Below are 13,617 nucleotides of genomic sequence, written 5' to 3'. Positions count from 1 at the left end.
GGTGGCAAGGGCAAGGCTGAATAAAATGAAGCCAGCCCTTGAAATATTGTTTGAATGTATCGCTTTATTTGTGCTGTTTTGAAATCCCCCTGGCGCTTTCAGCGCCGTCCCCCCTTAAAAAGGGGGGCTAAAAGTCTAAAGTCAATGACATTGGCTTCAGTGCGGGCTTTCATGCCCTTATGCACAGGCGCTCCCAGAGTTGCACCCATGCCTGATTGGTTTGTCAATTTTTGATACGCCGGAATACGTTTTCGGAACCTAAGTCATGGCTACCCATCAATGTAATTACTCACTTCCCGGATGAACCGTATTTTTTTTCAAATGCGTGTAAACATATTTCGATTGAAAACACGCATTCTTTTCCATTGTGTAGAAATTGGCGAAATAACTTCACAATGATTCATCGCATTTAGTGATATTCATTTCGTTCTCTTTTTGATATGATGGCGGTGACGTACGGCAGGATCCATTCTTGATTTCTGGGGAGAAATGAGATGAGACTCTTACTTTTTGTGTTTCTGATTCTATCTATCACATGTTTGCCGGGTTTCACGGCCACGATCACCGTTGCGCAGGATGGTTCCGGCGATGTAAACACGATTCAAAACGCGGTCGCGATGGCAGCGGAAGGGGATGATATTCTTGTCCTTGATAGCGCTGTTTATGATGAAGACCTGGCTGCGGGGCCGCTGGCGGGTTTCGCCGCTCAATTTACGCTCAAAGCGGCTGAAGGGCAATCGCCCACGCTGCGCGCCGTCAACTCGGCGGAACGCCTGGGAGCGATCGGCGCACCCGGCGCGGATTTGCTCGGCGCTTTTTTTGCGGGCTGCGTTGGAGTCGTGATTGAGGGCATGACGTTTGAAAATCCGACAACCGATATTAACGTCCTGACCATTTCCGCCGCCATCGCGTTGATGGATTGTAATGACGTCGTCTTGCGGAACTGCACCATCCGTGGCGCGGGCGGCCCGGGGACGGCCTATTCGGGATTTAACTTTGGCGTCCTTGTGTCGGGGCAAACGATCCCCTCCGCTGGAATCGTCATTGAAGACTGCCTGATTGAGCAATGCCATTACGGTATTCAAATATTAAAAGGGACTGCGGGCGAACCGACCGACCCTTCCGTCACCATTCGTGGATGCACCATCCAAAATTGTAATGGCAATGGAATCGAGATGGATTGCGCGTCACAGCCAAACCCGGACGAGCCTAGCCGTTCCGCAATTGGCGACGGGCATTTGATCGAAAATACGCAAATCATCAATTGCGAAAACGCCGCGACGCTGGGCGGCGGAAAGATTGTATTTCGCAATTGCACGCTTTTGGGAAACCGTGGTTCTGTGAATGTTGATAAGCAAGATTCGGGCGAACTACCAATTCTGGCGGACTTCGACCAGACGGCGATTGTTGGCTCGGAAAACATTGGCGTACGTGTCATTGGCGGGCGCGTCTCGATGACTCATTGCATTGTCGCTGGATGTTTCCGTGAAGGGCTATATGCGGCGGCTGACGCGGAAGAAGCCATCATCACGGTTGATCATTGCGATTTCTACCAGAATCTGGTGGAGACGCCGGAGCTGTTTGAATTACGCCTCGAAGCGTCAATCGCGCTCGACAGAAAACTCACCGTAAGCAACACCAATGTAATAGGCGTTGCTGGAATTCTTAACGGTACGATCGACGACCCCAACGACTATGAAGAGGATGCCGCCATTGCGTCGTATTGTAATGTGTTGACTGACTTCGAATCGTACATCAATGTTACGGTCGATCATGAAGCCTCGTTTGATCCGCTCTATGCGAACCCCCAAACGGATGCTGCGTTGTTTAGCCGCGCGGGATTTCAATTGCAGGAAGGTTCGCCCGCGTTGGCGGCGGCGAGCGACGGCGGTTTTATCGGGTCGCAGGGGCCGATCCAAACTCGATTAAAACATTGGATGATGTACTAAATATTTTAGGTTCTTCCGGTATTTGGGTACTTTATCACAAATTGAATTGCGTTTTTTGACGCTTTTTCGTGAATTCTTGATCTTTCGCTGTATCAGGCATGGGTACAACTCTGCTTGCTTCAGTGCGGGCCTTCAAGCCCTTATGCACAGGCGCTCCCAGAGTTGCACCCATACCTGATTGGTTTGTCAATTTGTGAAATGCCGGAGCCCGTTTCTGAATCCAAAAAATGGCCATCCATCAAGGTAGGTACTCACTTACCGGATGAACCATATTTGAGTTCAATAGGCCATGCAATAAAAATACGCATTCTATTTTCAAAGGAGAACAAGACAATGCAACATTGGACCAAACTTCTACTTCTTTCTTTTGCCGCTGCTGTAATGTTGGGGGCGCCATGCCTCGCTCAGGATGTGCAGCCGCCGTTTACCTGGGAAGGAAAAGGCAGCGCGTCGCTTCTCGGTCAAGACGGGACCAATGAGGTCTTATTTGATATTGAATTGTCGATTGATGAAGACGGGAATGTAAAAGGGAGCACCAGCAACGAAGACGGAACTTCATCTATCAAGCATGTGTTTTATTCTGAAAATTCCGATCATGAATTCATGGGCCTTTTTTCTAAAAAAATCATGATTGTGACGATCATCAATGAATACGGCGGCAACCCGATGTTGTCTATTATGAACGGGCGCCTCCTCAGGGATCGTTTCTTTTACGGCGAAGTCTTATTCGCCCAATATGAATCTGGCAGCGATCTCGCAAAAAAACTCGGAGTCGGCAATTCGCAAGCAACTCTGATGGAGGGCGGGGAACTGCCCTGGAGCGCGAAGAATGCGCTCGAGCAATGTCTGCCGTTTGGCAGCGTCTCAATCGAAGGCGATTATAAAGCAGAGCCGGTCTCGTTATTTAACGGAGAAAACTTTGACGGTTGGACGATGTGGTCGGAAGACCCGAATGCGGACCCCAAAGAAACCTGGTTAGCTAAAGATGGGGCGATCTACTGTACGGGAGTCCCGCAAGGTTTTTTGCGGACGGATAAAGAATTCAGCAATTACATATTGACCTTCGACTGGCAATGGCCGAAAGAGCCGGGCAACAGCGGCGTCTTGTTGCACATGACTGATGGCGAAAAAGTTTGGCCCGTTTCAATGGAGGCGCAGCTGATGAATGACCGCGCCGGCGACTTGATCGGCATGGCGTCGCACCTGGAATTCAATACGCATGAAAATAAACGGAGCCGCTATGCGCCGCGCATGAACGAGTCGAATGAGAAGGCGTCCGGCGGGTGGAATCAGTATGAGATTATTTGCAAAGACGATACCATTGAACTGAAAGTGAATGGTGAACTGCAAAACAAAGGCAGCGGCGTTCCGTTGTCAAAAGGGTATATCGGGTTTCAGAGTGAAGGCTTACCCATTCGCTTGAAAAATATACAGATCAAAGAAATTGACTAAACATAAGGAGAATGATGATGACGTCTACAACAACGCCCCGTCGTAATTTCATCAAGAAGAGCCTCCTCGCAGGCGGCGGATTGATGGTACTCAACAGTGGAAAAGTTTTCGGCGCCAATGACCGGCTCAATATTGCTTTGATTGCCGCTTATGGCCGCGCAAGAGCGCACTATGCAACCCTCCAATCACAGAATGTGGTTGCTATATGTGACGTAAAAAAAGACAACATCACTCATGCGCTTAAGGAGTTCCCCAAAGCGAAAGTCTATGAGGATTGGCGTAAGTGCCTTGACCATCCCGGTATCGACGCGGTGTTGTGTTGCACGACCGATTTTACGCACTCTTTTATTGCCAACTGGGCATTGAACCGCAACTACCATGTCTATATGGAAAAGCCTCTTGCCATAACCGTCAACGAAGCCCGCACCGTTCGCGAAAATTACTTGAAGCGCAAGAACAAACTCGCGACCCAGGTGGGGATGCAACGTCACGCATACACCAATTTCAACCGCATTCGCGAATCAATCCATGACGGCGCGATTGGCGAATTACAAGACGCCTGCGCCTGGGGCAACCGCCAGATTCGCCGCGACGGTTATTGGCCGGAAGAAAAACCGGTTCCCTCGAATATTAATTGGGACCTGTGGCTCGGGCCCGCGCCCTATCATCCCTACAACTCAAAATACGTCACCGCGAATCCCGGCGCCGGTTGCTTGCAATGGAATATGTTTTGGGATTTCGGCGTCGGTCAGATGGGCGACATGGGCAGCCATACCATGGATTTGTTGTGGAATGTCCTCGATGCAGAATTGCCGACGAGCGTGAAAGCGCACTCGCCCGAAGCGTTTAATCCCGAAGTAACGCCAGTTGAATTGACCAGCGAATTTGTTTTTCCGGCGAATCAATGGCGGGACAAAATTAACATGACCTGGTATCAGGGCGGCGCGATGCCGAAGTCGCCTTCGGGGTGGGTTGATTTAAATAAGATTGGTCATGGGGCGATGTTCAAAGGCGATAAGGGCGTTCTCATTTCAGACTTTAGAAGCCACCTGATTATCCCGAATGGCGATATCAACAACATGTCCCACTTTAAACCGCGCTCTGCAGATGAGTCGCTGCCGGATGTGGGGCATTTCCAGAACCAATGGATCGAAGCCTGCAAGAACGGCAAGCCCGCTGATACGGCTTGTAACTTTGAATACAGCGCCAACATGATTGAGACCATGTGCCTTGGTCTTGCTGCGTTTCGCGCTAAAGAAGAATTGAAATATGACGCGAAAAAAGGCGTCGTGACGAATGTTGCAAGCGCCAATCAGTATCTAACAAAATCTTATCGCGAAGGCTGGACGATGAACGGCTAGTTTTGTCTGAACCGGGACGCGATTGATTCACAAAGAGATTTTGTATTACCTGCGCGGCCAACGAACCAGAAACTGATGCTGGTTTATTGGTCGCGCGTTGTATTTAAGATGCGCTTCAACTTTATCATTTACTGATTACTCAACGATAATCACGCTATGAATTTCGAGTTCGGGCAATGTCACAAGCGCTTCGCCGTTTTGGTATTCAAAGGCAAGCGCCTTGCCGCCCGGTTCCACGGTGATTTTCGCGGGTTTTTTTTCTGCACGAATTTTGATCTGCAGCGGCCCGATCGGGGTGATGGAATCATGTAAAGGTTTTTCCTGGTCTGCATGAGGCCCGCTGGTATTGACCAGGTTGATCGCCATACGGCTGTCGATCCGGTTGACGGAAACATCCACATGAGGAGAGCCGCTCACTTCAACCAGCGGAGATGGAAACAGTTGGCGCGCCAGATCGTTCAAAAATGCGCGGGCGATGGTTGGGCTTTCGTCCATATACCAGCGGCTGAATGGAAAATAGGTCGCCGCGATGCGGCCTTTGCCTGTCGTTGTGATGGACGCCGCCGCCTGGCTGTTTGAATTCGCATCTGACGACGCCAGAAGTTTGCCAAATGGTTTGGCGATGGCGCTGAGCGTAATCTCTTTGACGTCGCCCCGCACAGCGGCGATGGCCCCGCCGTGAGACAAATAGCGGGGTTGTGCAGTCGCGTCATTCGCAATGACCGCGCCGAGTTCATCCTGAAACAGCGATGCCGTTACCGGGCCGATCAGTAATAGATTGCCGCCATTCTTTGCATAGGCGATGAGTTCTTGTTTGAATGCCGGTTCCAGGTAACTCAGTTCAGGAATGACAATGAGAGGATATTCGTTCATCCGTCCCGATAGGTTGTGTTCGCCGAGAATTTCCACCGACTGTTGTCCCTCAAGCAGTGCTTGTAAGGTTCCGCGTAATCTGGATAAATCGCGGTTGAAGAGGCCGTTGATTTCACGGTAATGCGATGCGGACGAATAGAGCAAAGCCGCTTGGGGTATGGGGACCGCCCCGTGGCAGACGGCTTGTCGTTCGCGGCAGAATTTTGCGACTTGTGCAATCGTCGGTACGAAGTCCTGACGGATGGAGCCGTCGCGGTTCTGTTGGTAATAGGGTTGGAACCCGCCTCCCAGGGAAATAATCGACGCGGCTTCACGCTTTAATTGCACGGCGGATTTTTGGTTTGATCCGTTTCGTTTCTCGCCCCGAATGGTGAAACTCCAGGCCATTAAATCCCAGGGTTTTCCCTGTCGCGTCAGAAATCGCGCCGAAAGGCGGGCGGCGTTGACGCTGTCTTGTGGAGACAAGTCGCCTGAAATCCAATCGACGGGCGCACAGACTTCTTCGGGCATGTGATCGGTGAACGCCCAGTTGCTGCAAATTTGCATTTCAGGATGGGTTTGTTTGACGGCGGCGATATATTTTCGCATATAGTCGCGGTAGCATTCACGGTTGAATTGAAGAAACTCATACCAGTTCGGGTCGCTGGGGCTGCGGGGAACGGTTTGTATTCCGGTGGTTTCGCGAAAGGCTTTCAACGCCGCTTCGCCATAATCAGGCTGCGACGCCCAACACTCTCCATCCACCCAGACGCCATCGACCCCATAATCGCCCGATAATTCGCGCAACTGCGGGACCAGCAGCTCATCGGCGTACGCGCTGAAAAATGACGTGGCATTTTCATTCGGCGTTCCGTTGGCGTTGATCACCGCCCACTCGGGGTGTTTGCGAATGGCTTCAGAATCCCACACGCCGGAATAGTGCATATACAGCCCAACGCCATGCTCGGCGGTTACTTCGCGCCATAGCCGCAGCGGATCGCCGACAAACCCCGGCGCTTGATTGCCGACTTGAGTCGGGTAACTGGAAAGCCCCGGGTGTCCCTTACAATCTATTTGGATATAGTCGGGATGTACTTGGTCAATGATGTTTTCAATCATCTCGCGGGTGGTGTTTTTTCCGATCTCGGTGCAGTCTACTCCCGCGTGGAAATCAAAATGGATCCCCAAAAAACTATCGGCGCGTTTCAACCGCTTCGGATAAGATGACGTTTGCGCTAATGCCGCTTTGATGGCTTTGACCTGATTGACTTGCGCATCCGTGAAAGCGCCGACCGGCCCTGCTTGCGGATCATAATTCGGCCCCATATCCAGCGTGAATGCGCCTTGGTTTGCAACAACCGCCTGCGCCCATTTGGCCCATTGTTCATTCGTATATCGCGTGTCGTCTTTTCCCCAAGCCGAACCAAGGTAGGTGAGGGCGTGCCACTGTGAGCCGTCTAACCAGCGGCTGGCAGGGACGACGACTAGAGGGTCGTTCAACTCGCCTGCTGTGTAATCTTCTGCCTTCGTATGCCGAACAATCTTTACGCCGGGGTTGAAGGTCACGATGGCGTTTGGGTTTCCATGTTTGACCGCTTGGGCGTAGATTTCAGCGATTTCATTATTAAATTGGATATGGTCGTATCCGCCGTCAAACCACCAGCCGACTACTTTGTCGCCATAACGGTCAGACCATTCCTGAATGATATTCGCCCATTGATGGGCGAACGCTGCGTTGACGGGCTGGTCTTTCGCGCCTTCCGGCAATCCAAACGCTTTTTGGGCTTGCCGGTCCCGATTGGGCGTCTGGCAGGGAAGATACAGCATCAACTGGATGCCTTTGGGCTGCAACGCTTCGTGCAAATCCATCGGCAAATCGCGTAGTGAACATCGCTCTCCCGGCGCGTATCCGGTCTTTTTCTCATAAGCGGCGTTGGGAGAATTAAAATAGCCCGAGTTCTGGCCGAGCGTGAGCACCAAGTACCGGGCGCCCATATCCTCTAACTGCTCTGCGAGCGCATCGACGTCAAATTGGTCAACCCGCTTCAAGTCATTGTCGCTGGATGGAAGGAAGTGCATAAACGCGCCGTATTTCGCTTCCATGAGCCAGTTGGTGTTTGGATTTTTGTTTTCCGCATTGGTATGGGATGCAGAAAACAGAGCCGTAAGAACGACCAGACACATTACGATAGGGTTTTTCATCATGATTTTCCCGGTTGATATTGGACTTGCTACTCGATTCATGAATGCTTCAAGCGTTAACTGGAATCATCATCCAGGCCCGCCGGAAGGTTCATGACGCAGTGAGATTCTATCACACCGGATCGGCATTTGATTAGAGCGGTTGTGGAATTTTATAGTGGTTGGCAGAATACTGTGCGGATTGAGTTTCCGTATCTGTATCTATCGCTGAGCCCTACGGGCGCGCTTTACGCACATATTTTTGACAAACCCTCTATTCGTCAGGCGCACACCGATTCGCTGTAGCGGATCAGCGATAGAAATTGATCATCGAGACATCATTTTTTAGGTTCTTCCGTAAATTGGATACTTTTTTATAAATTGAATTGAGATTTCGCTGCATGTGGCATGGGTACATCTCTGCTCGCTTCAGTGCGGACTTTCAGGCCCTTATGCACAGGCGCTCTCAGAGTTGCACCCATGCCTGATTTGGTTTGTCAATTTTTGATAGGACGGAATACGTTTCCGTAATCAAAATTAAGGCATCTAACAGTCCAGGTACTCACTTACCGGATGAACTTTTTTTTAGATACTTTAACAACACCGAATACTCAAACGGTCGCTGAATCTTGGGATGCTAGAGCCAAATTCAAAGCGAGAGCAAGTATGCCTCCAGATCGGCTATTTCTTGTTCACTAAGATGGGATGTAGCCCCATGCTTGTCGATAGGATTGAAGGTTGTTAAAACATCTTTCATTGTCGCGGCCCGTCCATCATGCAGGTATGGAGCGGTTCGCCATAGTTCGATCAGTGAAGGGTTATCAAAGACCGCCTGGTCGTCATACGGGCTTTGAGTTCCAACGTCGTATTGGTTCAAATCTGTAAACAGGTTGCCATTATGGCAGTTCACGCATGACGCCTTGTTGCTATGAAAAATGCGCTTTCCATTCTGAATCGACGCCTGTTTATCTGTTTGTTTGTTTTGCAACGGCTGGAGTGATCTCAAATACATGTCAACGCAGTTGGCGTCTTCTTCACTGACCACTGAGAACAGAATATGTTTGAATCCGGCCCGAACGGCCACTTCAGCGCTCGCCCGGATGCCTAAACTCATCGCGGGCGGAGTCTTGTGAGCAAGAAGCATACTTTTGGTGTTTTTTGGATTGCCAACGCCGTCGTTTAGAAGGTCCCAATTGAGGCCATCAACTCGTGCGTCGGGGTGACAGGTCGCGCAGCTCTGCCAGCCTTGAAAACAGCGGGCGGCGTCGTGAAAGATCATCTCACCGCGGCGAACGTCGTCCATTTCGTCTACAGCCGCAACCGCTCCAACCCCTACTACGAGGGTCTCTTTGACGTCTTTTTCCGTCATGGTTAAGACCGCTATATTGTTTGAAAAATAATTTGTGATGTATGCGTTTTGCCCAACGGTTGCGATCTGGCGAGGGCCGATGCCACTGATTTTGAGTCGCTTGCGCATCCCGCTCAAAAACGTCATATCAAATGGAACGGGTACCGTATCGCCAATTTCTGAATCTGAATCATTTTGATGCCCGTAAGGTTTGATCGTCCTTTGACGGCGTTTCTCAATTTCACTCATCATCTCGGCGTAATCAATCACGCTTATCTCATTGGTTCCCGAATGAGCGACCAATAAATGACCACTGTCTGAAAATTCAATTCCCCACGGGTTCGCAGCGCCCAGGTCAAGATTGTCTAGAATTACGGTTTCGTGTATGGCTTGTTTTTTAACATCAATGATGGTGAGAACATTGTTGACGATCCACCCGCGTTCGAGTTGAGTGGTCGGCAATTGATAGTGGGCCAAAATATGCGAGACAACGATATAAGCGCCGTCAGGTGAAAGACAAATATCTTTGACGCATGTGCTGCCATTCGGCAAGACAATATCTTTGACCAGATGAAGCCCGCGCGTATTCACAACCTGAACAACCGCTGCTACATGGTCTGATATCGCCGGGCCAGCCGGCAAGTGGCTGGCGACAAATAAAAACATCTCGTCTCGCGTCAACGCTGAAGCAATCGGTTCGCGGCTGAGCGCAAGCGACGCGATTTTCTGGTTTTGCTTCAGGTCACAGACTGACAATGAGTTGCCAAACCGGTTTAAAACATACAGTCGGTCATTCTTGGAATTAACCACCGGGCTGCAGGCGCCATTGTCAGCGAAGAAGACGATGTCGCATTTCTCGTTTTTTATGTTGTATTGATAGACCGTATTGGTCGAGTCGTTGCAGGTTACATACACCATTGACTGGTCATTAGAAAGCGCCAAGCCGGTCGGTTCGCCTGAGAGGGGCAATACGGTTGTTCGAACTTCATCTTGATGAATAGAAATGATGACGAGTTTTTTTTCGGTTTTATCAGCGACGATCAATAATCCGTCATCAGTCGCGACTATTGATTCAAGCGACGTAACCGAATGCGAACTTGGCGCAAGCATTGTGAGAACAAGAACACTAGCCAGGCATTTGATAAGTAAGCGAGATAACGGGGGCGCGTAGTTCAAGGTTGTATCCTTCAGGATGTATTTGAAATCTATCTAAAACTTTACTGTGTGCGGCATGTGTGTAACACGGCTCGTTTCATTATTTTGAAGACGGCTTTTAGTTCACAGGTTGATGCCACAGCGATTGCCAATAGGCGCGGTCGATTTGATAAACGTCATAGGGATCGCTGGCTGGGTCAAACGACGCCGGTAAGACGCCGTATTTAATCATCTCGCGAAAATACTCTTTACGCGGTTTAAAATGGGCCATGTCAAATCGCGTGAGATCGTTCTCAAGAAAATCTTTGCCCGCTGAAATGTGGTTTAACAAAACCTGATAGTCGTTATCGTCTTGGCTTTCGAAAACCGTTTCGCTGCACAAGCCCAACCCGCCTGCTTGTTTGTCGAGCGGGGCCAACAAGAACAACGAGCGTTCTGGCTTGGTCAAGTTAAACATCAAGTGTCGCGAGAATTTAAATTTTTCATCATCAATGTCAAATCGCCAGAATGAAATTCCGATCTCGTCTGATATTGACAATGGCGTTGGCAAGCCGAGTTGGTTTTCGTGGCATTCAAAGCACTGGTTTTGTACGACACGCTGAAACGCTTCGCCTGTCGGCCAGTCTGCATCCATATTGATCTGTTCGTTTTGTTGGTAGCCGCCAATGGCGCCGTGGCCCAGCGCGGCGTAGGTGCCGGGGTAGCAGCCGCCGGTTTCGATCCAATACCTCACAACGTCTCGTTCGTGCTCTGAGGCCTTCACGTCATGATGGCCGCCGTTGAGTTTTTTCATTAACGGGCTGGCGGAGGCGCCCAGGGTTCGCGGCGAATAATTGCCTTTTGGAATATTTCTCCCGTCAGCAACTTGGCGCTTTAATGTCAGGCTGACGTAACTGTGTGAGAACATCGGGCCGCGGTCGCCGGTCAACACCACGCCGCCTTTTCGGTCAATTTGGTTATGACAACTGACGCAATGTTTATTTAGTATCGGCTGGATATCTCGCGGGAAGTCATACACATCCGGCAGACCTTCAATCGGCTGAATCGGGCTCGCTGGACGTTGAAGCGCCATCAGCGTCGCTTGTCGACCCGTATAGTCCGGGATGGAGTTTCGGTTTTCGTGGCACCCCGTACAACTTTGGGTTTCGCCCGGCATCACTGTGAGAAAACTCTGCATGCGTTTGACGGAATTGTTATTCTCATCAAGCGCAATAAAGAAAAACGAGCGCTTGGCGGGAAGTTGCAGATACGCGGAGCCGTCTGCTTCAACGGGAACCGTTCCCATAACGCGTTCCAGCGTAAAACTGCCGCCATAGGTGAGCGGGTCCATGCCCCCGGTAAAGTTAATTGGCTTCGGCAGCGACTCGATCACCAGTAGTTTTTGTATCTCGCCTTGCCTGACGCCCTTCATGCTACGACCAATGGTTACGTCTTGAAGAATCAGTTTGCCTGTTGGCTGTGACGCATCCGTTCGTGAAGCAATCAACTTTTCTCGCTCACGTTCAATCACAGGGCGCGGCTCTTGAATGTTTACTTTCGCCCCAAATGACTTCGGTACTGTATAAATGGTTGAAGCATTGCCATGCTCATTCATCACCTGAATGCTTCGACCGCGAGCAACGAGGTAGAGTTCTCGCGACAGCGGCCAGGGGTCGCGGTACTCAGGCTTGTCTGAGATGTTTGTTAGCGAATCTTTATGGTCTGGTCCGAACTGGCTATTCACAATCGCCACGTGTCCGCTGTGTTCGCGACTGCCATGCCCTGGCGAATTAATGAGCATAACATCTCTGGTGTTTGGGATGGGCTTCGCGTCGATATAAAGGCTGCTGGGGTGCATGTTGCCAAAATAGACCATCTGGTTGGTTCCATCCGGGTTCATTGTCCACAGATGGTGAAAGTCGACTTGCGAGCGGTCGATGTATTCCCAGCGTTGATACAAGATGCGCCCATCGGGCAGGACCCACGGGGTATTGTCGTGCTCGATGTTCGCGGAAAGTTGTTGGACGTTGCCGCCGTCGCCGTCGCATCGATAGAGAATTGCGACCTGAGTCAGCCAGCAATTGACCCAGCGCTTTCCGCGGCAGGAAACAAACACAATTCCACCATCAGGCAGGTAACATGGTTCGAAGTCGTCATACTCTCCATCGGTGAGTTGGGTAATGTCTCCGCCGTCCAGGTTGCACTCATAGAGATGAAAAATTTTAGAACCCGACTTACGCCATGAGAAAAGAACCTTCTCGCCGTCATAATGGACGACCGGGTCGCGTACCGTACCTTCCGGGTCGTCCATTAAAACATCCATCTTGCCGGTTTCAATATTGAGTTTACAAAGCCGTCCGCCCTTTCCATATAGCATGTCGTTTTCGTCATAGGCCCAGTAGCCGATGTTGGCGTACCAGTGACCATCGTTACCGTCTGCGCGAGTGGAGAAGACGATCTCTTTCACGCCATGATCGAGCAAATCCTCAATGGCGTCTTTTCGTGACAGCGGCGGGCCGTCTGGTTGCGTGGCGCGGTCGCAGATGGATTGCAGTATGGCCTCAATTTTGGGGTTGTGAAAATCAATTTCCCAAATGGATATAAGTGGATACTGTTTTGAGGCGAGGCAATTGAATCTTACAAATTGGCCCACTCCGTTGAGCGCCTCAATTTCTTCGACTCCGCCCTTGCCGTCCGTTTGCCTGAAGATTGTTGTCCAGCTTTGGCCGTCATCTGAAACTTGGATTTCATACGAAGATGAAAATGCTGCTTCCCAGAAGATTGTCATCTGTTCAAACGAAACGCTCTGGCCAAAATCGATTGTGAGGTTGGCGTTGCCTCTTGGCGCGCTCGCCCATCGCGTTGATTCGTCGCCGTCAATTGCCTTGTGAACTTGATATTCGTCCGAGTGCACAGATGAGGATGAGATAGTCGGGTGATAGGGGCTGCTCGCCGATGCGAATACGCACAAGGAAAACTTGATGCAGGCCAATAGGAGAATCGAAAGAGTCCGCGGGAAGAAGTCCATGATGCGTTGCCTTTTGTTGTAAAGATTTTGATTCACTATTGCACGTCTCTGTTGAGCGCTCTCGATTTTACGATCGAGTTGAGAAATGACTCTGTGCAATGCTTATATCATATATTCTCACATCGTCATGCACCACGTCAAGAAAATCTTATACACAAAGCACCGTTTGAAGGTTTTTTTGATCTTTCGCTGTATCAGGCATGGGTACAACTCTGCTCGCTTCAGTGCCAATGTCATTGACTTAAGGGGTGGTAAGCCAAGGCGTCGCGAAGTGAGGGCAGACCTTGATGCAACGAAATCAAAAATATCAGC

Annotated in this window: 6 protein-coding genes; 3 read left to right on the top strand and 3 right to left on the bottom strand. The window is 50.3% G+C overall.

Translation table 11 applies throughout. The features are described from left to right. Positions 1-494: 494 nt before the first annotated feature. The 3 genes from P9L94_07655 (at position 495) to P9L94_07645 (ending at position 4,762) form a co-directional block, all read left to right on the top strand. The gene (locus tag P9L94_07655; protein ID MDP8243940.1) at positions 495-1,949 is read left to right on the top strand and encodes a right-handed parallel beta-helix repeat-containing protein; all 1,455 of its coding nucleotides are present in this window, start codon (positions 495-497) and stop codon (positions 1,947-1,949) included. Positions 1,950-2,282: 333 nt separating this feature from the next. Continuing rightward, positions 2,283-3,401, top strand: coding sequence for a DUF1080 domain-containing protein (locus P9L94_07650; protein ID MDP8243939.1), 1,119 nt, complete (start codon positions 2,283-2,285; stop codon positions 3,399-3,401). A 17-nt stretch (positions 3,402-3,418) separates the two neighbouring features. Next, positions 3,419-4,762, top strand: coding sequence for a Gfo/Idh/MocA family oxidoreductase (locus P9L94_07645; GenBank protein MDP8243938.1), 1,344 nt, complete (start codon positions 3,419-3,421; stop codon positions 4,760-4,762). Positions 4,763-4,897: 135 nt separating this feature from the next. Here the strand turns inward: P9L94_07645 and P9L94_07640 are convergent, their stop codons facing one another. From P9L94_07640 to P9L94_07630, 3 genes are all read right to left on the bottom strand, one after another. Continuing rightward, positions 4,898-7,819: an alpha-L-fucosidase gene (locus P9L94_07640; protein ID MDP8243937.1), complete on the bottom strand. Its 2,922-nt coding sequence runs from the start codon at positions 7,817-7,819 to the stop codon at positions 4,898-4,900. A gap of 625 nt (positions 7,820-8,444) precedes the next feature. After that, positions 8,445-10,319 carry a hypothetical protein gene (locus P9L94_07635; protein ID MDP8243936.1) on the bottom strand — a complete coding sequence of 625 codons (1,875 nt, stop codon included), beginning with the start codon at positions 10,317-10,319 and terminating at the stop codon, positions 8,445-8,447. A gap of 97 nt (positions 10,320-10,416) precedes the next feature. Beyond that, positions 10,417-13,305 (bottom strand): discoidin domain-containing protein, encoded by a 2,889-nt coding sequence (locus P9L94_07630; protein MDP8243935.1) that lies wholly within the window; start codon positions 13,303-13,305, stop codon positions 10,417-10,419. Between the last annotated feature and the right edge of the window lie 312 nt (positions 13,306-13,617).

Source organism: Candidatus Hinthialibacter antarcticus, from assembly GCA_030765645.1.
GTDB lineage: Bacteria > Hinthialibacterota > Hinthialibacteria > Hinthialibacterales > Hinthialibacteraceae > Hinthialibacter > Hinthialibacter antarcticus.
This window is presented reverse-complemented; position numbering and strand designations above follow the sequence as displayed.